The organism is Brevibacterium sp. RIT 803 (genome assembly GCF_016892625.1).
Classification (GTDB): domain Bacteria; phylum Actinomycetota; class Actinomycetes; order Actinomycetales; family Brevibacteriaceae; genus Brevibacterium.
On the sequence record NZ_JAFEMW010000005.1, the window covers coordinates 473,713 to 494,541 of the forward strand.

At 62.0% G+C, this 20,829-nt stretch carries 22 protein-coding genes; 8 read left to right on the forward strand and 14 right to left on the reverse strand.

Translation table 11 applies throughout. The features are described from left to right. The first annotated feature begins 115 nt into the window (after positions 1-115). The 7 genes from JTF07_RS17745 (at position 116) to JTF07_RS17775 (ending at position 7,797) form a co-directional block, all read left to right on the forward strand. Positions 116-1,363, forward strand: coding sequence for a CaiB/BaiF CoA transferase family protein (locus tag JTF07_RS17745; protein WP_204235522.1), 1,248 nt, complete (start codon positions 116-118; stop codon positions 1,361-1,363). 263 nt (positions 1,364-1,626) lie between these two features. Then, on the forward strand, positions 1,627-2,547 hold the full coding sequence (locus tag JTF07_RS17750; RefSeq protein ID WP_204235523.1) for a hydroxymethylglutaryl-CoA lyase: 921 nt from the start codon (positions 1,627-1,629) through the stop codon (positions 2,545-2,547). Next, on the forward strand, positions 2,540-3,793 hold the full coding sequence (locus JTF07_RS17755) for a CaiB/BaiF CoA transferase family protein (RefSeq protein WP_204235524.1): 1,254 nt from the start codon (positions 2,540-2,542) through the stop codon (positions 3,791-3,793). Before JTF07_RS17750 ends, JTF07_RS17755 begins: the two co-directional genes overlap by 8 nt. 103 nt (positions 3,794-3,896) lie before the next feature. Then, positions 3,897-4,958 carry a Bug family tripartite tricarboxylate transporter substrate binding protein gene (locus tag JTF07_RS17760; protein ID WP_204235525.1) on the forward strand — a complete coding sequence of 354 codons (1,062 nt, stop codon included), beginning with the start codon at positions 3,897-3,899 and terminating at the stop codon, positions 4,956-4,958. Then, complete coding sequence (locus tag JTF07_RS17765; RefSeq protein WP_204235526.1) at positions 4,955-5,521, forward strand: tripartite tricarboxylate transporter TctB family protein; 567 nt, start codon at positions 4,955-4,957, stop codon at positions 5,519-5,521. Before JTF07_RS17760 ends, JTF07_RS17765 begins: the two co-directional genes overlap by 4 nt. Positions 5,522-5,530: 9 nt before the next feature. Beyond that, positions 5,531-7,045: a tripartite tricarboxylate transporter permease gene (locus JTF07_RS17770; RefSeq protein WP_204235527.1), complete on the forward strand. Its 1,515-nt coding sequence runs from the start codon at positions 5,531-5,533 to the stop codon at positions 7,043-7,045. An 11-nt stretch (positions 7,046-7,056) separates the two neighbouring features. Then, positions 7,057-7,797, forward strand: coding sequence for a helix-turn-helix domain-containing protein (locus tag JTF07_RS17775; RefSeq protein ID WP_252199902.1), 741 nt, complete (start codon positions 7,057-7,059; stop codon positions 7,795-7,797). 42 nt (positions 7,798-7,839) lie between these two features. Here the strand turns inward: JTF07_RS17775 and JTF07_RS17780 are convergent, their stop codons facing one another. Then, complete coding sequence (locus JTF07_RS17780) at positions 7,840-8,214, reverse strand: DoxX family protein (RefSeq protein ID WP_204235529.1); 375 nt, start codon at positions 8,212-8,214, stop codon at positions 7,840-7,842. A 166-nt stretch (positions 8,215-8,380) separates the two neighbouring features. On the opposite strand from JTF07_RS17780, the gene JTF07_RS17785 reads away from it, so the two are divergent. Continuing rightward, positions 8,381-8,971 (forward strand): TetR/AcrR family transcriptional regulator, encoded by a 591-nt coding sequence (locus JTF07_RS17785; protein WP_204235530.1) that lies wholly within the window; start codon positions 8,381-8,383, stop codon positions 8,969-8,971. 15 nt (positions 8,972-8,986) lie between these two features. Here JTF07_RS17785 and JTF07_RS17790 read toward each other — a convergent pair whose 3' ends face one another. The 13 genes from JTF07_RS17790 to JTF07_RS17845 form a co-directional block, all read right to left on the reverse strand. Beyond that, the gene (locus tag JTF07_RS17790; RefSeq protein ID WP_204235531.1) at positions 8,987-9,637 is read right to left on the reverse strand and encodes an SRPBCC family protein; all 651 of its coding nucleotides are present in this window, start codon (positions 9,635-9,637) and stop codon (positions 8,987-8,989) included. Beyond that, a complete protein-coding gene (locus tag JTF07_RS17795) occupies positions 9,634-10,026 on the reverse strand; it encodes an ArsR/SmtB family transcription factor (protein WP_204235532.1) in 393 nt (130 codons plus the stop codon). The genes JTF07_RS17790 and JTF07_RS17795 overlap by 4 nt, the downstream gene beginning before the upstream one ends. A 298-nt stretch (positions 10,027-10,324) precedes the next feature. Beyond that, positions 10,325-11,011 (reverse strand): FadR/GntR family transcriptional regulator, encoded by a 687-nt coding sequence (locus JTF07_RS17800; RefSeq protein ID WP_204235533.1) that lies wholly within the window; start codon positions 11,009-11,011, stop codon positions 10,325-10,327. Between the two features lies 1 nt (position 11,012). Beyond that, entirely contained in the window at positions 11,013-11,408 is a 396-nt protein-coding gene (locus JTF07_RS21050; RefSeq protein ID WP_502710970.1) for an acyl-CoA dehydrogenase family protein, read from the reverse strand. Further along, positions 11,366-11,788, reverse strand: a complete 423-nt coding sequence (locus JTF07_RS21055) for an acyl-CoA dehydrogenase family protein (protein ID WP_252199903.1) — start codon at positions 11,786-11,788, stop codon at positions 11,366-11,368. Before JTF07_RS21055 ends, JTF07_RS21050 begins: the two co-directional genes overlap by 43 nt. Before the next feature lie 174 nt (positions 11,789-11,962). Further along, positions 11,963-12,811 (reverse strand): HpcH/HpaI aldolase/citrate lyase family protein, encoded by an 849-nt coding sequence (locus tag JTF07_RS17810; protein ID WP_204235534.1) that lies wholly within the window; start codon positions 12,809-12,811, stop codon positions 11,963-11,965. Next, a complete protein-coding gene (locus JTF07_RS17815; protein WP_204235535.1) occupies positions 12,804-14,177 on the reverse strand; it encodes an MmgE/PrpD family protein in 1,374 nt (457 codons plus the stop codon). Before JTF07_RS17815 ends, JTF07_RS17810 begins: the two co-directional genes overlap by 8 nt. A gap of 14 nt (positions 14,178-14,191) precedes the next feature. Continuing rightward, positions 14,192-15,346: an acyl-CoA dehydrogenase family protein gene (locus JTF07_RS17820; protein WP_204235536.1), complete on the reverse strand. Its 1,155-nt coding sequence runs from the start codon at positions 15,344-15,346 to the stop codon at positions 14,192-14,194. 4 nt (positions 15,347-15,350) lie between these two features. Next, a complete protein-coding gene (locus JTF07_RS17825; protein ID WP_204235537.1) occupies positions 15,351-16,514 on the reverse strand; it encodes a CaiB/BaiF CoA transferase family protein in 1,164 nt (387 codons plus the stop codon). 76 nt (positions 16,515-16,590) lie between these two features. Further along, positions 16,591-17,118 (reverse strand): MaoC family dehydratase, encoded by a 528-nt coding sequence (locus JTF07_RS17830; RefSeq protein ID WP_204235538.1) that lies wholly within the window; start codon positions 17,116-17,118, stop codon positions 16,591-16,593. A 49-nt stretch (positions 17,119-17,167) separates the two neighbouring features. Continuing rightward, a complete protein-coding gene (locus tag JTF07_RS17835) occupies positions 17,168-18,499 on the reverse strand; it encodes an MFS transporter (protein ID WP_204235539.1) in 1,332 nt (443 codons plus the stop codon). A 92-nt stretch (positions 18,500-18,591) separates the two neighbouring features. Further along, entirely contained in the window at positions 18,592-20,085 is a 1,494-nt protein-coding gene (locus JTF07_RS17840) for an amidase (RefSeq protein ID WP_204235540.1), read from the reverse strand. A gap of 340 nt (positions 20,086-20,425) precedes the next feature. Further along, positions 20,426-20,755 carry a putative quinol monooxygenase gene (locus tag JTF07_RS17845; protein WP_204235541.1) on the reverse strand — a complete coding sequence of 110 codons (330 nt, stop codon included), beginning with the start codon at positions 20,753-20,755 and terminating at the stop codon, positions 20,426-20,428. Between the last annotated feature and the right edge of the window lie 74 nt (positions 20,756-20,829).

The window sequence follows — 20,829 nt, forward strand, 5'->3', positions numbered from 1 at the left end:
TCTTGCTGACCTGGCACCATTGCAGAAAGACAGAAACCGGAACAGACCGGTACGGCATCGACCGGCGCAGTCCGGTAGACAGATCCGAGCCCGATCGACGAACAGGAGCATCGACATGACAGCACGTCGTCTTCCACTCAGCGGTGTGCGAGTCCTCGAACTCGGCAACTACATCGCGGCACCCACCACCGGGCGCATGCTTGCCGACTTCGGTGCAGAGGTCATCAAGATCGAGCGCCCCGGCACGGGTGACGAGCTCCGCAACTGGCGCCTCAAGCAGGGCACCACCTCAATGCTCTACCGGACCATCAACCGCAACAAGAAGTCCGTCGTCCTCGACCTTCGCTCAGAGGAAGGCAGGGCCTCGGCTCTCGAGCTCGTGCGTCGCAGCGACATCGTGCTGGAGAACTTCCGCCCCGGAACCATCGAGAAGTGGGGTCTCGGACCCGATGTCCTCGAAGAGGCCAACCCCGACATCATCCTCGTGCGCATCTCTGCCTTCGGCCAGACAGGGCCCATGTCCGAGCGTCCCGGATTCGCCGCCGTCGCCGAAGGCTATTCCGGATTCCGCGAACTCGTCGGCGACCCCGACCGGCCGCCGGTGCGCGTGGGCATCTCGATCGGCGACTCCATCGCCGGTATGCAGGCCGCATTCGGTGCGGTGATGATGCTCTTCGATCGACAGCGCCAGAAGATCGCCGGTGCCGCCGAGGCTGTTACCGGCTCCGATCACAGCTTCGAAGGCAGGGCGTCCCTGGCCGATCGCACCGTCGACGTCGCACTGAACGAAGCCATGTTCTCCGTCATGGAATCCCTCGTCCCCGACTACTCCGCATTCGGTGAGACGCGCACTCGCACCGGCGGCCGGATGGAGGGCATCGCCCCGTCGAACGGCTACCTCTGCGCCGGCGGAAAATCCGTGGTCATCGCCGGCAACGGCGACGGAATCTACAAGCGACTCATGGAGGCCGTTGACCGTCCGGACCTGGGCGAGGATCCCGATCTGCAGACCAACGCCGGTCGCTGGGATCGGCGTGAGGAACTCGACGAAGCCATCGGCGACTGGTGTGAGAAGCGCGATGTCACCGAGGTTGTCGACACTTTGGAGACCGCCGGAGTTCCCGCCGGGCCGATCTACACCGCAGAGGATCTTGTGGCCGACGAGCAGCTCGCCGCACGCGGCATGATCCAACATCTCGATGTCTCGACCGGTGAAGAGACGCTGCCCGACGTGGCCTTCCCGGGAATCACCCCGGTCATCGGCGGCTCCTCGATCCCGATCGACCACCTCGGCCCGGACCTGGGTGAGCACACCGACGAGGTGCTCGAGCAGCTCGGCGGACAGCTGCCCGAGCGCGACTGAACAAACACAACAGCATTGGGCGGCGCCTCAAGCCGGAACCGAACACCCACGTCCGAACTGTCGAGATCCTTCGTCCCATTTAATGGGAGTGATTGTCTTCACTTCTTTGCCGCTTCTCATATAGCGAGCATTTCGCGTCCGCGCTCACCGCAGGGATGTGGGGAACGGCTATGTTGGGTGCAGACGGCAACACGCAAAGGAGCGTGGTGCCGCTCTCGTCCCGGTCTCCGGGAATGAGGCAGATCAATGAAGGAGCTCTCACCATGGTTCGTCCAACATCGGTCACGATTCTCGACACCACGCTGCGTGACGGTCTGCAGATCGAAGACGCCATCGTGCCCACCGACGCCAAGGTCGCTCTGGGCCAGCAGCTCATCGCCGCGGGGCTGAAGGAGATCGAGGTCGGATCGTTCGTCAATCCGAAGAAGGTCCCGCAGATGGCCGACACCGGCGAGGTCCTGCAGCGCCTCCAGCCGTATGAGGCCGAGGGCATCGACTTCTTCACCCTGGTGTTCAACCTCAAGGGCGCCCAACGCGCCGTCGACGCCGGAGCGAAGAACATCAAGCTCGTCCTCTCCGCCTCCGAGGGCCATTCCCAGGCGAACTCCGATGCCCCGATCGTCCAGGCCACGCAGCGTCTCCTCGAGGCCGCGACCTTCGCCCGTGACAACGGTGTGCGCTTCGACATCACCACCGCGGTCAGCTTCATCTGCCCCTTCGACGGCATCACCGACGCCGGCCACCTCGTCGAGGTTCTGCGTCCCTTCGTCGAAGCCGGGGCACACGGCATCGGGGTCGCCGACACGATCGGAAACGCCAACCCATCGTTGGTGTCCAGGAACACCTCGGCGGTCTTGGAGGCCTTCCCGGACAGACCGGTGAGCCTGCATCTGCACGACACGTACAACTTCGGAATGGCCAATGTCATCGCGGCCCTCGACCTGGGAATCTCGAATTTCGATGCGGCCATGGGCGGCCTGGGCGGCTGTCCCTTTGCCCCGGGTGCGGCCGGCAACATCGGCACCGACGACCTTGTTCACCTCCTGCACCGTGAAGGCGTGGCCACCGGAGTCGACGTTGACGCTCTCTCGGCAGTCAGGGAACCGCTGACGGCAGCGGTCGGCCACGAGCTGACGTCGAGTCTGTCTGCTATCCCCGCTGTTCCGGCGGCCTACCATGCTTGAGCAGGGCGAATCCTCGATCGTCGGCGCAGAGGAACTACCGCTGGCTGGCATCCGCGTCATCGAGTTCTCCCATATGGTCATGGGTCCCAGCTGTGGGATGATCCTCGCCGATCTGGGCGCCGAGGTGATCAAGGTCGAACCGCGCGGTGCCGGGGACAAGACCCGCTATCTGCCCGGCTCGGGGTCCGGGCTGTTCCCCGCCTTCAATCGCAACAAGCAGTCCGTCCAGCTCGACATCGCCGAGGCGACCGACCGTGACGTCGCTCTGTCCCTCATCGATTCCGCCGATGTTCTCCTCGAGAACTTTCGGGTCGGGAAGATGGAATCCATGGGCTATGGCTACGAGGAACTCGCCGAGCGCAATCCGCGCCTCATCTACTGTTCCCTCAAGGGGTTCCTGGCCGGACCCTACGGTCAGCGCACCGCCCTCGACGAGGTCGTGCAGATGCTCGGCGGCCTTGCCTATATGACCGGCCCGCCCGGACAGCCGCTGCGCGCCGGAGCCAGCGTCAACGACATCATGGGCGGAATGTTCGGGGTCATCGGCGTGCTCTCGGCACTGCGCGTGCGCGAACGTACCGGTGAGGGGCAGGTCATCAATTCCGCCCTGTTCGAGAACAACGCCTTCCTCGTCGGCACGCACATGGCACAGGCGCAGCTCAGCGGGGAGCCGCTGCGTCCGATGCCCACTCGTCGAGCCACCTGGGCCGTCTACGACATCTTCCGCGACAAGCACGATGACCAGATCTTCGTCGCAGCCGTCAGCGACGGGCAATGGCATGACCTCTGCGACGAGTTCGACCTGACACAGCTGGCCGGTGATCAGGACCTCGAGACGAACCAGGGACGCGTCGATCAACGCGATCGCATCCACCGCGAACTGCAGGCCGCCCTGTCCCTGCTCGATCTCGCTCAGATCGAGGAGAAATGCACCCGCCGCGGACTGCCGGTTGCCCCGGTGAACACCCCGGCCGACCTCACCACCGACGCCCACCTCGTCGCATCTGGTGCTCTGGCCAGCACCGGCCTGCCCAGCGGTGACCAGGTTGATGTTCCCCTGCTGCCGCTGACCTTCGGTGGACGTCGGCTGGGTCTGCGCAGCGACGTGCCCGAACCCGGTGAGCACAATGTCCGCTACAGGGATGGTCCAGCCGATGCCTCGGCGCGGGAGGCCGGCCTCGAGTCGGATTCGAGAGCCGAACCCGTCGACGCCGATGTCGGCGAATCGAAGACACAGTCTCAGTAACACTCCGGTGCCCGGGCTCGCCCCAGGCCTCACCAGCACTCTCGCTGCCACCAGCACAGACATTCCACAACAGCACATATCAGTTGCATTCGAAGGAGAAGCAATGCGGTCAACGGCGATCACAGGACAAGGACGGGCCACCTCGGCGAGCCGGAGGAACAGGGCGGTGAAGCCCGCACTCAAGGTCGGTGCAGTGCTTGCCTCACTGGCACTCGTCGCCACAGGCTGCGGCAACAAGGCACAGGCGCCGGGGGAGGGCAGCGACTACCCGAAGGGCCCGGTGACGGTCAACGTCCCATCTGAACCCGGCTCCGGTTGGGACACCACCGCGCGTGCCCTCGTCGAAGCTCTGCAGAAGGAGGAGATCGTCTCCTCCCCGCTGCCGGTCCAGAACAAGCCCGGCGGTACGGGCTGCATGTGGATGACATCGATGATGCAGCAGGAGAAGGGCAAGGACGACCAGATCGCGATCACCTCGCTGGCCAGCCAGACGATGAAGGCTCGCGGACTCTGCGAATTCGGCCCTGAGGACACTACCCTCATCGCCACGATGTACGTTGAGGACTTCATGGTCGTCTCCCCGGACAAGGGTGACATCAAATCGGTCGAGGACCTGGTCAAAGCGCTGAAGAAGGACCCGCAGAAGGTCACTGTGGCCGCATCCGGCGATGACACGCTGCCGTTCGCACTGTTCGCCAAGGAAGCCGGAGTCGACCCGGCTGACATCAACTTCGTCAACTACGAAGGCGGCGGCGAGCAGACCACCGCCATGCTCAATGGTGATGCGAAGGTCGCCATCGCCGGGCTGAGCGAGTTCCGCTCCGTGCTGGAATCCGGTGACATCAAACCACTCGTGACCTTCGCAAAGGAGCCGCTGCAGGCCCCATACGACTCGGTTCCCACAGCTGCGGATTCCGGTTACGACGTGACCCTTGGCAACTGGCGCGGAGTCTACGGACCGGCCGAAATGCCACAGGAAGCTGTCGACTACTGGGCCAAGACCCTTGAAGAGGTCAGCGAGACGAAGACCTGGAAGGACACCTTGGACAAGAATCAGTGGGCACCCGAATTCCTCACCGGCGACGAAGCTGAGAAGTATGCCAAAGACACAGCCGCCACCGTTGAGGAGGGCGTCAAAGAGACCGAACTGGGCAACAGCAAATGAGGACGCTCACTCCGGCGCTCAGGGGTGATGTCATCACCGGCATCGCCGTCACGCTCGTGGGCGCGGTCTACTACGTTGCGACTTTCTGGATCCAGGAGACGAAGAACATCGTCACCCCGGCGACCTTCCCTGCGATCGTGGGCATCGCGCTCCTCGTGCTCGGCCTCTTCCTCGTCGGACAGGCCCTGTACCGGAGCCAGAAAATCGCCGAGGTGGTCCCCAGCGGAACCACCTCGGCGGGCAGTGCCTCGGCGAGCGGCGGCGCTGACGCGTCCGAGGATGTGGTGGACGTCGAGCCTGCGGGCGTCGTTCTTGATGCTCCCGAGGAACCGAAGTCGAAGCAGGTCGTGCTGCAGTTCGCGCTCTTCTTCATCTACCTCGGAATCCTCATCCCGGTCGGCTTCCTGCTCTCCACGGCGGCCTTCCTGATGACGATGACCAGCATCTATGCCCCGCACCGGTGGGTGCGCAACCTCATCTTCTCGGTGCTCTTCGCCGTCGTCATCTACGTCGCATTCGTCTACGGGCTGGCCGTGTACCTGCCCGTCGGGATCCTGGGATAGGGGGCGGGCATGGATACACTCATCGATCTGGGCGGCGGCTTCGCCTCGGCACTCGAACCTTTGAGCCTCGCTTTCGCACTCCTCGGCGTCTTGTTGGGCACCGTCGTCGGCGTGCTGCCGGGCATCGGCCCGATCTCTGCGATCGCCATTCTCATCCCGGTGTCCTTCGGGATGGAGCCGGTGCACGGACTCATCCTGCTCTGCGGCATCTACTACGGGTCCATGTACGGCGGCTCGATCACCGCCACACTCATCAAAACCCCTGGTGAGGTCGCCAGTGCGGTGACCGCCATCGAAGGCTACGAAATGGCTCGCCGAGGTCGGGGCAAGGCCGCGCTTGCGACCGCAGCAATCGGATCCTTCCTCGCCGGGACCCTGGCGATCATCGGGCTGACGTTCCTGTCTCCCGTGCTCGTGAGACTGGCGAACGTCTTCGGCTCCACCGAATACTTCCTGCTCATGGCCACAGCACTCCTGCTGGCCTCGACGATGTCGTCCGGCTCGCGGGCGAAGGCTCTGATCTCGATCTTCATCGGCCTGGCAGTCGGCCTCGTCGGTCTCGACTTCCAGACGGGCCTGCCGCGCCAGACCTTCGGCATGAGCCTGCTCTCAGACGGCATCGACTTCACGATCTTCGCTATGGCCCTCTTCGCCATCCCCGAAGCGATCCGCAACCTCGCATTGGGGCGCGGAGCCAAAGATGTGATTCAGAGCTTCGGAGACGACAAATGGATGACGAAGCAGGACTGGCAGCGCTCGGCAATGCCCTGGGCCCGCGGCTCGGTGCTCGGGTTCATCATCGGCATCCTGCCCGGAGTCGGCCCGTCCCTGGCCTCGTTCATGTCCTACATCATGGAGAAGCGGATCTCGAAGCGGAAGTCCGAGTTCGGCCACGGTGCCATCGAAGGCGTCGCCGGACCCGAGGCCGCGAACAACGCCGGAGTCGGCGGAGCCATGATTCCGCTCTTCAGCCTCGGCATCCCGGGATCGGCGACGACGGCCTTGCTGCTCTTCGTCTTCACCATGTACGGACTGCAGCCGGGACCGCTGATCTTCCGCGACGAATCGGGCCTGATCTGGACGATCATCGCGAGCATGTACATCGGCAACGTGGCCCTGATCATCCTCAACCTGCCGCTCGTAGGTGTCTTCGTCAAACTGCTGAAGATGCCCAAGGAGATCCTGTTCTCCTCCATCCTCGTCCTCGTGGCCATCGGTGCCTACGCGATCGAATTCAGCCTGTTCGGACTGATGCTGCTCGGCATCTTCGGCGTCATCGGATACCTCATGGATAAGGGCGGAATTCCACTGGCTCCGTCCATCCTGGCCCTCGTCCTGGTGCCGCTGTTGGAGAACAACTTCCGGCGCATGCTCCAGATCTCGGGCGGATCGTTCATGCCGTTGCTGACCCGCCCGGTGTCACTGTCGATCATCGTGCTCATGGTCCTGGGTATCGTCGGACCCATCATCTTCCGCTGGTGGGTGCGCCGCCGCCAGCTGTTGGCCGATGTGAGCGTGGCATGAGAGAGAACACCATGACTGATAGCTCCGCAGCCACTGGCGGCTCCGAGTCCTCTGGCCGCTCCGACGTCTCGGCCGCCTCGGCCAAGGAGATCGGCGTCATCGACCGCAGTGCCGCGATCCTCACGGCACTGCAGGACTCGCCGATGACCGCCGCCGAGGTGTGCCGTCGTCTGGGCTACTCCAAGTCAACGACCTACCGGCTGCTGGCGGATCTGCGCACTCACCGCTTCATCGTCCGTGACAGCAACGGGCTGCTGCGCCTGGGGCCGTTCCCGGGCAGACGCAGCATCGCAACAACGAACTCGGTGCTCGAGCATCTGCGAACCCTGACCAGTGAGTCGGTGCAACTGTGGGTCCGTGTCGGGGAGGATAGGGTGTGCGTGCGCAATGTCGAAGCCGACCACGAACTCCGCGTCTCCCGCAGCGTCGGCACCGTCCTCCCGCTCGTCGACGGCGGATCTGCCGCGCTGGCGCTGTGCGGGCCGGGCAACCCGCAGGAGTTCTACGCCACGAAGCAGGCACGGGTGAAGGGAACCGCCTCGGCGAGTGTGGCCTTCACAGTCGGCGGAGCCATCCTTGCCTTGTGCGTGTCCTACCCACTGACTCGGGAGCCGGACAATGTCGCCGGCGCCTACCGGGCCGTGCTGGGTCAGGCCGCGGTCGAGCTCAAAGGGCTGCTCGAGGACAGCGAAGAGTTCGCAGTGCTCAGGGATATCGCGCGGTTGGCGCTGGGAGCACGTCGGTCTGAATGAGGCGTGGGACGGGCATGAGGTGGTGCTCGGCCCTTCGCCCATTCAGCCCAACGGAATGAGAGCGAAACGCCCCCAGGCCACGAAGATCAGACCGGTCAGGAACAGCAGGTCCCCGAGCAGCTCCCTGTATTCGAGCCTGCGGATCCGCTCGGTTGCGGCCCCCGCCATGTAGAGTGCCATGCCCGATGCGGCGATGGGTACGAGTACGGGTGCGATACCCAGCAGTCCGGGCAGGACCAGTCCGAGCCCGCCGGCGATTTCGATGACCCCCATAAACTTCACGGTGCCGGGGGTGAAGTCCTCCGGCCAGTGCAGTCTGGCGGCATATCTCTCGTGCGTCCAGGTCAGTTTGATGATTCCGCCGGCGATGTAGCCGACGGCCAGGGCGCCTGCGACGATCCACAGTGCGATGTTCATGATTGCTCACTCTCATCATTGAGGTGCTTGGCGGCGAAGGGACAGCGACGGGTTCATGCTGTCGGCATCCCTAACGACACGATGTGTGCCGATGCTGGACCAGTGTAGTCGGCACGGAATCAGACGTCAACGGCACATATCGTGCCGTTAGTGATACCGTGAAGCTATGTCCCCGTCATCGACGCCTCGCCGCCGCGGTTCGGAGCGCACGCTCGAGCTCCTGGATGTCACGCTGTCTCTCGCCGAGGAGGTGGGCTATCGCGGCTTGACGGTCGAGGCCATCGCTCGCCGTGCGGGCGTGGGCAAGCACACGATCTATCGGCGGTGGCCCACGATTGCTGATCTTCTCCTCGATGCTCTCAGCCACGTATGGTCCAGCGAGCTGGACTACCGGTCGCAGGGCGCGATCAGAGCTGACCTGCGCGAGCAGTTCCTGCGCTCGAGCTATGCGCTCTCGCACGCGCCGCTGGGCCCGATCTACCGTGCTGTCATCGCCGCTGCGCAGTCGGATGAGTCTCTGCGAGCGGCCATCCACTCGCGGTTCCTCAAGACAGTCGAGGAGAGCACCTTGGAACGCATCAATCTCGCCCAGCAACAGGGTCAGCTGAAGAGCGACGCCGATCTGGCTGCCGTCGTCGAGGTGCTCGTCGGCTCGCTGTACTATCGATGGCTGCTCACGGACCGTGCTATCGACGAGGGGGCCGTTGACGGGCTGATCGGCATGTTCATGGACGCCTATGGCGAGTCCGGCGTCTGAGGTTGCGCGGCGTTTTCAGGCCGGAGGTTGGCCGAGGTAGAAGCCGGTGGTGCGCTCGGCCGCCGCGGTGGCATCGGCCTCAGGCGTTCCCTCTTTAGCCGATGCTTCACCCCAGCGCCTGCTGGATTCGCGGACGAACGTCTCTCCCGCCTTCGACTGGATGAAGGCCTCTTCGTCTTCGGGTCTGCCCGTTCCTGCCATCAGGTGCAGAGCGAGGCCGAGGAACGCTAGGTCCCAACCCACGCCCGTGGCACCGGGGCCGAACTGGGTCCAGAAATCTGAACCGGCCTCGGCCGAATGGGAGTGCTCCAGCGTCATCCGGGCGCGGTCGCCATCCTCGTCGACTCTCACGGTGACCTGACTCGAGTCTCCACCGAACTCCCAGGTGATGCTGTAGGACCGAGGTGGCTCGCAGGCGGTCACCGTGCCGGAGGCGTTGCCCTCGATGTTGTAGCGGCCGCCGAGGTCGAGGTCCCCGCTGACGGGTGCGAACCAGCGTTCCAGCCGCTCGGGATTCGTACACGCGTCCCAGAGGTCGTCGACCGTGGTCGGATATGACTGGCTGATCGACTGGACCGTGTGCTGGGTGCCGTTGTCGAGTTCGATGGACAGGTCCCGATCGACGTTCTCGGCCTGTGCTGCGATGATCTCATTCTGGTCGGTCATGATCTCTCCTCGGGAGTGGCGGGTGGAGTCGTCGAGTCGGTGGATCGAGTCGGTGGATCGGTCAGTCGTTTCTGCCTCTTGCCGCGCGCGATCTCGGTCGACAATGCGTCGAGCTTCGGTGTCCAGAATCGTTTGAAAGGATCCATCCATTGGTCGACGGCCTTGAGCGGCGTCGGATCTAAGGAATACAGGCGTCTCGTGCCTTCGGCTCGCTGAGTTGCGAACCCGGCTTCGCGGAGCAGCTTGAGATGCTGCGACACGGCCGGCTGGCTGATGCCGAATTCCTCTCCGACCGCGCTGACGACATCGCCTGCGCTCAGTTCGCCCTCCCTGAGGAGCTCGATGATTCTCCTCCGGACGGGATCGCCGAGGATGTCGAAAGCGTGCATATCTGAATTATAAGCATCTATCAATATAAGTCAATGGTGATTTATGGTGTCGAGGGCCTCTTTGGGGGCGATTGTTACCCCCGGTTCGACGGCTTCCTGCAGGAGCTTGAGATGTTGGAAGACCGCTGGCTGGCTGGCTGGTGGTGAGTTCCTCGCTGTTTGCTTCGACGATCTCACCTGGGGGCATCTCTCGTCCGGCAGGATGCTTGAGGAGCCGCCTGCGGATGGGATCCTCGGGGCATCGAAAGCGTGCAAGTTTTGAGTATAGGAACTCTGCAACCAGTTCGAGTCCATGTGGCTATTCGAGGCTCCGATAATAGTCAGATACGGAATCAAGATGCCTGCGCATCAGATTCATCGCAGCCATGGAATCTCGGTCGACGATGGCTTCGAAGAGCCTCGAATGGTCGTGGCTCACGCTCGAACCGATATTGGAGGCAGCGTTGGCATCACCGACGATGTTCTGCAGCGCGTTGAAGAGGGGAATAGTGACGATCTCCAGCAGCGGATTGTGAGCCGCTTCGACGATCTGCTGATGAAAGGTCGAATGGCTGGTGAACGAGGATGCCTCGCTGTGCAGACTCGGGTCGGAATTCCTCAGCTTCTCCAGATCCGCGTCTGTTCGACGGGACGCCGCATATCCGACGGCTGGAACCTCGGTGATATGACGAATCTCCATGAGGTCATCGATGGAGATCGACTCGGATGACGCGAGCAGGGTTACCCCGACTTCGAGCTGGGATCCCAGGTGCCCGACGGTGGGGATCGTGACGAACGTTCCCCCGTTGACTCCGCGAACACTCCTGACCAGATGTTCACTCGACAGAGTTCGTAGGGCCTCACGGATCGTGCTCTGACCCACGGCATACGTTTCTCGGAGCTCAGCGTCTGTGGGCAATCGGGATCCGGCAGCGAACGTTCCATCAAGGATCTGGCGGCGCAGCTTCTCTGCAACGACGGCATAAGCCGTTTTGGATTCGACCATCTCAGACTCCGCCGACTCTCGTCTGGACGACGATTGTATCGATGGTTCCGTGTGCTTCGTACACCTTTTCAGCTCCTCGGTTCAACAGACTTCGACCCAAGACGAGTCGCTGCGCCTGGTTGGTTCCTTCGCAGATCTGGATGATCTTGGCGTTGTGCATCATCCGCTCGACGGGATGATCGATGACGTAGCCCGCACCACCTAGCAGTTGGACCGCATCTGTGGCGATCGCTTTGGCCGCATCTGAGGTAAAAGTCTTCGCCGCCGCGCTGAAGAATCCGAGGTCATGGTCTTTCCGTTGGCTCTTGGACGCTGTGACGTATATCAACTGCCGTGCGGCCCCCATTTTCATCCCTATGTCTGCGAGCATGAAATGGATCCTTTGGAACTCGGCGATTCGATGACCAAATTGCTCCGCTCCTTGACGAGTCCGATTGCGTAGTCCGACGTGCCGTGGGCTACGCCGACGGCCTGTGTTGCAATCGTAATGCGAGCATGGCCGTGAGTGTGCAAAGCGACTTCTAGGCCGTGTCCCTTTTGCCCGACGATCCGATCAGCGGAAATGCGGCAGTCGTCGAAGATGAGTTCTCTTGTCGGGCTGCCCTTGATGCCGAGTTTGCGTTCCTTCGCCCCGAGGCTGAGTTCGGGATACCCGTGCTCGGCGGCAAAGGCCGTGATGTCTCTGCCGCTCTGTCCGCGGGGACCGGTCACCGCCATGACCGTGTAGAACGATGACTCCCCAGCGTTTGAGATCCACGACTTTTCTCCGTTGTGCATCCATTTGTCTCTTCAGAGCAGGAGAGGATCAGCGACAGCGAGCCGAGTTGGTTCACCGCGGGACTGAGAGCGGATGACACGCATGCCCGGGGTGACCTCTTCGATCGTGATCGCTGCGGCCAGTGCCTCGCGTTTTCGAGACAGAGGCGCTGTTGATATGAACGGCAATGAGACTCAGGGAGAGAGCTTCAGCAGCCTTTCCGCCCGTCGGATGACGACGTCGTCGATGAGCTCGCCGTCGAGCATGAAAGCTCCCACTTGCCGCGATCCAGCTTCGGAGGTCACATTCTGAGCCCAGCGCAGTTCTCGCTCGTCGGGAGCGAACACGGAGCGGATGGTCTCGATCTGCCGGGGATGAATACCCATCTTTCCGTCGAATCCGTATGCGGCCGCAGCGGCCGCCGCTTCGCGCAGACCTGGTTCGTCCGTAACGGTCGGATGCACAGAATCGATCACTGCAGTCTTGTGTGCCCGACCGGCGAAGAGGACTGTCATCCTGGCGAAGACGAGCAGATTGTCGAACAGCGCCGCCGAACCCCGTGCCCCCAGGTCAAGCTGCAGGTCAACTGAACCGAGAGCCAGGCCCTCCACACAGGTGTGCGCCGCGATTTGATCGGCTTCGAGAACACCCTTGGCGGTCTCGATGAGGGCGATCACGTGGAACCCTGTCAATGAGGCGAAGGGCTGGCCCGCTTCAGCCATCGGCACCATGACCCTCGTGATTCCGAGATCGCGGACCATTTTGAGGTCCTCGTCGATGTGGTCGGTGCCGAAGCCGTTGACGCGGATGCAGACATCCACCGGGTCGAGCTCTGCGGAACGCAGCACCTCTCGGGCCCGGGCCTTGTCGTCGTGTCGAACCGCATCCTCGAGGTCGATGACTGTCATGTCCGCAGCTGCGATGGCCTTGGCGAATCGCTCTGGTCGGTCGGCCGGGACGAAGAGCCAACCAGGGCCCACAGCTGACATCGCGCGAGTGGCCCCACCCACAGTGTCGTCATGGTCGCGGTGAGGATCAGCCACTGAATTCGCCGATGATCTCGCTCGCCGTGCGCTCGAGAGGCGCGTCGGTGATCGTGCTGCGAATGGACTCCGCACGCTGTGCTCCGAGGATCGGATCGGCACAATCTGAGAACTTCGCGACCACCTCGGAGTTGGTCAGTGGTCGGGACTCATGTCCGCGGTTGATCTGTTCGGACTCATGCAGGACCGTGCCGTCCTTGAGCGTGATGGCAAGGTCGCCGGAGAACGCCTTCGGATACAGGCTGGCCGGATCGTGTTCGACAGTCACCAGCGCCGCCGCCGCGAGCACCTGATCATCCGACCGTGCCGACTCCTCGAGCTCCGAGAAGGTGATCTTCCCGTGTTTCAGGGCCGCGGTGGTGAGGTAAGGCAGGCTGAACTTCGCATCATATTCTCCCCGGGGCCGCAGCTTGTCCTCGACTGGCTCGCAGACGACCTTGCCCGGTACCTCGTGGATCTTCGCCGTGATCGTCTCGATCTTGTCGTAGTCGAACGACGGGTCTTCTCGCAAACGCAGCGCGATGTCGATGAAGGAATGGGTGAAATGGCAGGTCGGGAACGGCTTGACTGCGACATTATCGACCTCCCACACTTCGCCGAGGTTGTCGAAGAGTTCGGTATCCGGTGCCTCGGCGTCTTGGATGTGTGTTCGGTAGAGACCGAAACGACCTTCGTAGATCTCGGTGGGCCCGTCGAATCCGGACGCAGCCAATGCTGCCGCGTGCAGACCCGAGTTCGCTGCCCAACCGGGGTGAAGCCGCTTGGTCGGTGTCCCCTCATCGAGGAACTGCAGAACTCCAGAGGAGAACGATCCCGCGATGCCCTGGGCAGCGACGAGCTGCCTGGCGTTGAGGTCGTGGAGCTTGCCGACGCCGATGGCTGAGCCGAAGGCTCCGAGGACTCCCGTCGGGTGGAATCCTTTGTCGTGGAAGCGTCCGTCGACGGCCATGCCCAGCCGAGCATTGACCTCAATGGCGAGGATGTACCCGAGGAGGAGGTCGCCGAAGCTGATCGACTCGTTCCCGGCGCCGGCACTGATGACCGCAGCCAGCGACGATGCGCTCACATGGGAGACCGCGGCGATGTGTGTGTCGTCGAAGTCGTGGCCGTGGATCATCAGACCATTGGCGATCGCTGCACCGGATTTCGACAGCGTCGAGGCACTGCCGATGACGGGCACATCGCCAGAACCGAGCGTCGACAGTCCCTCAAGGGCAACCTCGGCGAAAGCACTGGTGCTCGCGGCGATGCCGACCCCCACAGAGTCGAGCATGAGATGTCGGGCGCGCAGCTGCACGGTCTCGGGGACGTCGTCGAGACTGATCGAGGAGATCGCGGCGGCGATGGTTTCGGAAATGCTTGTCATGAGTTCTCCTGAGTTCAGATCTTGGTGCGACCGGCGAAGATGGATTTGGCGATCACGGTGTTGAGGACGTCGTTGGTGCCCTCGCCGATGCTCATGAGCGGTGCGTCGCGGTAAAGCCGTTCGATCTCGTATTCCTTCGAATAGCCGTACCCGCCATGGATGGACATGGCTTCGATCGCTGATTCCAGCGCGACTTCGGAACAAAAGACCTTGGCCATTCCCGTCTCACCGTCGGCGCGGCCCTGAAGCAGGGTCTGAGCCGACCAGTACATCAGTTGGCGAGCCGCCTGTACCCGTGTCGCCATGCGACCGACGCGGAGCTGAATGGCCTGGAATTCTGATATCGGCCGCCCGAACGATTCTCGTTCCTGGGCATAGGAGACCGATTCTTCGAGCGCCCGCTGTGCGATACCGACGGATCGTCCGGCGATGTTGATTCGTCCCCACTGCAGTGCCGAAAGGACCTGCTGCATCCCACGTCCTTCGACACCGCCCAGCAGTGCTTTCTCCCCGACCTCGCAGTGGTCGAAGACGATCTCACAGCTCTCGGGACCCTTGTAGCCGAGTTTCTGGATGTCCTTGGTGACCTCGAATCCGGGAGTGCCAGCCTCGACGAGCAGGATGCTCATCCCCTTGTGTGCGGGAGTGGTTGTGGAGTCGGTCTTGACGAGAACGGGCAGCGGATCGGCGTGACGCGCATTTGTGATCCACATCTTCGCCCCGTTGATGACATACCTGTCGCCGACCTTCTTGGCGGTGGTCTTGATGCCCTGCAGATCCGTTCCGGCATCCGGTTCGGTCAGTGCCAGGCCCGTCCTTCGCTCACCTCGTGCCAGTTCGGCGAGGTACGTGGCTTTCTGTTCGTGTGTCCCGTGCTCGGTGATCATCTTTGACGCCATCGTGTGGCTGCCGAGGACTCCGGCGATGCCCATCCACCCTCGGGCCAGCTCCTCGAAGACGATCCCGAACGAGATCGGATCGATGTCCAGCCCGTCATATTCTTCAGGGATCGTCAGTCCGAAAAGTCCCATCTCCTTGAGCTTGTCGATGATGTCCCCTGGGTACTCGCCGTCGGCTTCCATCTGCCGTGCGACCGGGACGATCTCTTTGTCCACGAAGCTGCGCAGTGATGCTTTGAAGTCGTTCTGCTCTTCGCTGAGTTCGAACATGAGCTCATGCTCCTTTGCTTGTCGTCGGAATGTCGAGCTCGGCCAGGAGCTCGGCGCGGTGTTCGTCGATCTGGGGTGCTGCGCGGTTGGTCTGCATTCGTGCTCCGACCCGGGGAGCCGTGGCGATGTTGCGTATCGTTCCCCATCGGCTGTGAGTGGTGTCGAAGATGAGACCGCGCTCTTCCACGAGAGGGTCGGCGAGTGCTTCCGACACGCTCTTGACTTTGGCGACCGGTACGCCTGCCGCTTCGAGCCGTCCGACCCAGTCGTCAGCAGTGCCTTGGGCGAAGATCTCGTCGAGAATCGCCAGCAGTTCGGTCTTGTTCTCGATGCGCCTGTCGAAGTCGGAGAACTTCTCAGCGGTCAATCGCGGGTCACCTGTCACCTCGGCGAGGCGGACGTAGAACTTCTCCTTGGCGCAGCCGACGGTAAGCCAGCCGTCGCTGGCTTCGAATGCCTGGAACGGGACGAGGGATGGGTGGGAGGATTTCGGGGTCCGGGTTGGTTCGAAGCCTTCATTGAGATGCCAGTTGCCGACATAGGTGAGCATAGAGATCGCGGTGTCGAAGAGACTGAGGTCACAGTCGGTGCCGACGCCGTCACGTCGAGCCGCGTGGACCGCAGCGAGCATGGAGATCGCGGCGACCAGCCCTCCGCTGAAGTCGACGAGCGACAGTCCCGATTTCGTCGGCGGTCCGTCGGGCTCACCAGTGATGTCCATCCATCCGGCGGCCGACTGGAGCATGTAGTCGTACCCTGGCCGTTTCGCCGCCTGCCCCTCGCCGCCGTATCCCGAGATGTTGCAGCACACAATCTGCTCGTTGATGTGTCTGAGCGACTCGTAGCTGATGCCGAGTTTGGCGGGGACGTCACCGCGCAGATTCGAGTACACGATGTCCGCGTCGGCGATGAGGCGGTCGAATACCTTTCGGTCCTCGTCGTCATTCAGGCTCAGGGCGATGCTGCGTTTGTTGCGATTGAATGATTCGTAGAACAGTGAGTCCGTTTCCTCGCGGTAGGGAGGCACATAGCGTCCGATGTCGCCGCCGGTGGTCGGATCTTCGATCTTGATCACATCTGCGCCGAGGTCGGCGAGCTGCATCGATCCCCAGGGACCTGCGCCGTACTGTTCGACGGCGATGATGCGGATGTCCTCGAGGGGCTTCATCTTGTCTCCTCCTGCGCTCTTGCTATGGGTGGCCGTGTGCGGCTGCGCTCCGGCGTTGGATCTGGTCATCAGTGCCTCAGCTGTAGTCGGTTACGGTGTCGGCGGACTCCGGAAAGTAGCCCTGACCGATGCCGCTGTCGCGAGTGGCGATCATGACCGAGCGCTTCCAGGTGACCACTGTCGTCCCTTCCTGGTTGAGGCCCCTGGTGGTCATCGAGATAATGCCGGCGTACTCCCGTGACTTCGAACGACGCGCTTCGGTGCAGACGCTCTCCGCATACAGCGTGTCGCCGACATAGACCGGGTGGCGGAACAGAATGTCGGTGAACGCGAGATTCGAGATCGCGTTCTGGCTCATGTCGTACACGCTCAGTCCCAGCACCAGGGCAACAGTGAGGCCCGAGTTGACGATGACCTTGCCGTCGGTGATCGGGTTCTGGGCGGCGAAGTGATCATTGAAGTGGTTCTGATTCGTGTTCATCGTCAGGTTCGTCAGCCAGACGTTGTCCGCCTCGGTGATCGTGCGGCCGAAAGGATGCTGATACACGTCTCCGACGGTGTAGTCGTCGAAGAATCGGCCGACGGTGGCGTCATGGGTGGTCATATCTCTTCTCATTTCTCAGTGGTGTGCGGAACGGATGGCGGTGGGATGGTCAGGAGATCTGCTCGAGGCTGCGGCCACGGGTCTCGACCGGGATGACGAAGACGACGATGATCATGCACAGTGCCATGACGCAGACGAATCCGATGGGGCCGAAGATCCCGAAGCTGACGAACAGACCCGACATCACGAAGGGGACGACGATCGAAGCGCCTCGGGCGAACGTGTAGGAAATGCCCGTGCCGCGCAGTCGGTACCGAGTCGGATAGAGCTCAGGCATGTAGGAATAGAGCACAAAGGTCACGAGAGTGTAGATCACTGTCACGAGCAGAATGCCGATGAGTACGATGACGACGATCGATTGCGCCGCCGCATAGGCCAGGCCGAGTGGAATGACGATAATCGAGAACACAACGATTGCGGTCCGGCGATTGAGCTTGTTGACGAGCAGGAGGCAGACCAGGCCGCCACCTGGAGCACCCAATGCCATTGCTGTCGTGTAGGCGAGGGACTGGGAGACCTCGATTCCCTGTTCGACGAAGAAGGTTGGCATCCAGGAGATGAAACCGTAGACGAACATATTCACACCGACGGCGACCACCGTTCCGAGGATCGCGAGCTGCCAGAACGGGCGCTTGGTTGTCTCTTTGGACTCGGTTGACTCTGCTGTGGGAGCATCGGGCAGATTGTTCGCAATGGTGGTGGCCGAGTGCTTCTCGAACTTCTCGACGATTTCCTGAGCTTCGGCTAGTCGACCTCGCACGACAAGCCAACGAGGTGACTCCGGGCAACGGGTCCTGGCCAGCCATACGATGACGGCGAGGACAGCGCCGATGACGAACATCCAGCGCCAGCCGAAGTTCGAAATCACCACTGCGCCGATCGCCGAGGCGAAGAGCAGCCCTGAATTGACAAGGATTCCAAGGAACGCGGTCCACCGTCCTCTGCTCTTCGGAGGCACGAACTCGCCGAGGATGGCGGCTGCAAGCACAAGCTCGGCCCCGAGACCGATGCCCATGATGAACCGAGTGCCGACGAGGAACTCAAAATTCGGTGCCAATGCAGCGGCGAATCCTGCTACTGCGAAGATGAGGAGATTGATCTGGTAACTCATGCGGCGGCCGAACTTGTCACCGACGAATCCGGCAGTTGCGGCCCCGAGGAGCATCCCGAAGAACGTCATTGACATGAAGACTGCGACTTCGCTGACTCCCGCGAATCCTGTCGAAACAAGCGCAGCGGACACACCGGCTGCCACGTAGACGTCGTAGGCGTCGATCATTGCGCCGGCACCGATATATGCGAATAGTTTCTTGTGTTCCTTGTTCGTCGTGAGCGCATCCATGCGCGCTCCGATCTTCATTTCTTCTGTGCTGGTATCCACGGACATCGTTGTCGTGCCTTTCTCCAGGAGTTTCTTCGGCCGGGTCATTGTTGAGTACGGGTCAATGCTTCGGACTCGGTGGCGGAGCCGCTTCAGACGAGCATCTTCGACAAGGACACCGCGCTGTCGAGGAGTGCACGGTCGTCGTAGGGTCTGCCGATGATCTGGAGTCCTGGTGAGGTCGCATCGTCGGTCGCCGGCAGCGGGATGCTGATGGCTGGTAGTCCGAGGTAGTTGATGGTTCGGGCGTAGGCGCTGGCGCGCATGTAGTCACTGCGCTGTTCGGGATCTGCCGAGTTGAGAGAGGAGGGTGACTTCGGTGCCGGGATCGGGCTGGTCGGAGTGAGTAGGAACCGGGATTTTCCCATCACCGATTCGATGAATTCCGATTGCAAGGCACGGCGTTCGGCGATGGCGTCGGCGTATTCGATTGCGGACACAGATGTACCGCGACTGACTCGTGAGAGCACTTGGTCCCCGAGTCGATCCCAGTTCCAATCGAGCATTCTGCCGACATTGCGGGCCGCCTCGACGCTGACGACGATGACTGCTCGCCGGTTGAGATCAGAATCGTCATAGTCCACCTCCGGAGAGGCGCCAGGCGTGCCGTGTTCTTTGGAATCGATGAGACCGATCTGGGTGAGCGCTGCTATGAACGCTGCCGCGACCGCTGTGTCGCACGTGCGTCTCACCGCGGAGACCGAGAGATGAACGAACCCGGTGAGGGTCGCAGCCGCGGGACGGTCGAGACGGTCGCGGACATCGGTTGGGACCACTTCGTCGTCGGAGAACAGAACGTCAGCGACAGTTCGGACTGAGACGGCGTTTGAGGCGATCAGTCCGATCGTGTCGAGTGACTCCGACAATGGGATGAGACCGGTGGTCGAGAAGACATCGTTACTCGGTTTATAGCCGACCACACCGCAGAACGAGGCAGGAAGGCGGACCGAACCGCCGGTATCGGTTCCCAAGGAAACGTCACATGCGCCGGACGCGACTGCGATGGCAGAGCCGCTTGACGAACCACCTGACAGATATGCTTCATTGCGCGGATTCACACCGTCACCAAGCCAGTGGTTGTGGCCGGTGGGACTCAGGGCGAACTCCGCCATATGATTGGCTCCGACGATGGCCCCACCGGCGGATTCGATCGCCGTCAGCAGGGGTGAGGTGAGCCGTGGACGAAGGTTGTGCAGAGAGGGATTTCCTGCAGTGAGCGGATAGTCCTTGACCGCAATGTTGTCCTTGTGCGTGAAGCGGAAGCCAGCCAACTTGTCAGAGCGGGCGCGCGCTTGGGTCACTCGCTGTTCGGAATAGCGGCGGACGATTCCCGTCCGGGATGAGTCTGCTTCGGAACCGATCCACCGTGGCTGGTCGTTGCGGCTGGTGTCGTCAGTGCGCGTCTGAGATGCTCGCAACCAGGAGAGCGGGGTCGGAGCGACGAACGTTGAGTCGTTCGTTCGGGCGTCTGCAGTCACGAGTGCATCGGAGCGAACGGTGCCTGTCGAATCGAGAAGCTCATTGACCGCTCTGCTGATACGCAGAGAAGGGCTCTCGTCGACCTTCATGTCCTCATAGGCGCTCATGATTTGCCGTTCTGTCGGAATGAGCAGCATCACGCAACATTGCGCGTACTGGACCCGAGCCGGAACTCTGCGTCGAGTTCGTGGCTTGGTGACAGAATTGATCCTAAACCTATGATGTATTCACGTCAATAGCCAATAATGAAGAGAGTTCATGCGGTAATCAACTGTAATGATCTGATTAATATGACCGCGTGCGGTCTAGGCGAGTGCTTCGCGCCGAGCAGATTCCTTCGGACACAGCGGTGGGCCTGCGGTATCTCCGCAGGCCCACGATTCGCTGGTTCCGTCTGCATGAGGCGGTGCCGCCGGCATGAGGCGGTGACAACGCTGCGGCACCGGATCAGTCGATGGAGAGTTCTCCCATCTCGTCCCAGCCCTCACCGTCGATCTGGCGAGAGATGATCTTCGGAGTGGACACGAGGGCGCTGTTCATCGGTCCGCCATCTGCGGTCGCCTTCTGGAAGTGGTCGGACTTCACGTGCGCTTCGGCAGCGTCGTCATCGAAGGCTTCGACGAGCACGTACTCATTGGGATCGTCGAGGCTGCGTGACCAGTCGAACCATTTGTTTCCCGGTTCGGCTCGCGTCGCCTCGGTGAACTCCTTGGTGATCTGCGGCCATTCCTCGGCCTTCTCGGGCTTGACCTGGAACTTGACGACGATGAAGATCATAGGATCCTGCTTTCTCTCTGGTGGTGAACAGCCTTGGTCGACTGCGATTGAAAATGCTGTGGGTGGACGTGGTG

Bases quoted from the DNA above. Each gene is read 5' to 3' on its own strand.
- JTF07_RS17745 (WP_204235522.1), top strand. From the start codon at position 116: ATGACAGCACGTCGTCTTCCACTCAGCGGTGTGCGAGTCCTCGAACTC.
- JTF07_RS17750 (WP_204235523.1), top strand. From the start codon at position 1,627: ATGGTTCGTCCAACATCGGTCACGATTCTCGACACCACGCTGCGTGAC.
- JTF07_RS17755 (WP_204235524.1), top strand. From the start codon at position 2,540: ATGCTTGAGCAGGGCGAATCCTCGATCGTCGGCGCAGAGGAACTACCG.
- JTF07_RS17760 (WP_204235525.1), top strand. From the start codon at position 3,897: ATGCGGTCAACGGCGATCACAGGACAAGGACGGGCCACCTCGGCGAGC.
- JTF07_RS17765 (WP_204235526.1), top strand. From the start codon at position 4,955: ATGAGGACGCTCACTCCGGCGCTCAGGGGTGATGTCATCACCGGCATC.
- JTF07_RS17770 (WP_204235527.1), top strand. From the start codon at position 5,531: ATGGATACACTCATCGATCTGGGCGGCGGCTTCGCCTCGGCACTCGAA.
- JTF07_RS17775 (WP_252199902.1), top strand. From the start codon at position 7,057: ATGACTGATAGCTCCGCAGCCACTGGCGGCTCCGAGTCCTCTGGCCGC.
- JTF07_RS17780 (WP_204235529.1), bottom strand. From the start codon at position 8,214: ATGAACATCGCACTGTGGATCGTCGCAGGCGCCCTGGCCGTCGGCTAC.
- JTF07_RS17785 (WP_204235530.1), top strand. From the start codon at position 8,381: ATGTCCCCGTCATCGACGCCTCGCCGCCGCGGTTCGGAGCGCACGCTC.
- JTF07_RS17790 (WP_204235531.1), bottom strand. From the start codon at position 9,637: ATGACCGACCAGAATGAGATCATCGCAGCACAGGCCGAGAACGTCGAT.
- JTF07_RS17795 (WP_204235532.1), bottom strand. From the start codon at position 10,026: ATGCACGCTTTCGACATCCTCGGCGATCCCGTCCGGAGGAGAATCATC.
- JTF07_RS17800 (WP_204235533.1), bottom strand. From the start codon at position 11,011: ATGGTCGAATCCAAAACGGCTTATGCCGTCGTTGCAGAGAAGCTGCGC.
- JTF07_RS21055 (WP_252199903.1), bottom strand. From the start codon at position 11,788: ATGCACAACGGAGAAAAGTCGTGGATCTCAAACGCTGGGGAGTCATCG.
- JTF07_RS17815 (WP_204235535.1), bottom strand. From the start codon at position 14,177: ATGACAAGCATTTCCGAAACCATCGCCGCCGCGATCTCCTCGATCAGT.
- JTF07_RS17820 (WP_204235536.1), bottom strand. From the start codon at position 15,346: ATGTTCGAACTCAGCGAAGAGCAGAACGACTTCAAAGCATCACTGCGC.
- JTF07_RS17825 (WP_204235537.1), bottom strand. From the start codon at position 16,514: ATGAAGCCCCTCGAGGACATCCGCATCATCGCCGTCGAACAGTACGGC.
- JTF07_RS17830 (WP_204235538.1), bottom strand. From the start codon at position 17,118: ATGACCACCCATGACGCCACCGTCGGCCGATTCTTCGACGACTACACC.
- JTF07_RS17840 (WP_204235540.1), bottom strand. From the start codon at position 20,085: ATGAGCGCCTATGAGGACATGAAGGTCGACGAGAGCCCTTCTCTGCGT.
- JTF07_RS17845 (WP_204235541.1), bottom strand. From the start codon at position 20,755: ATGATCTTCATCGTCGTCAAGTTCCAGGTCAAGCCCGAGAAGGCCGAG.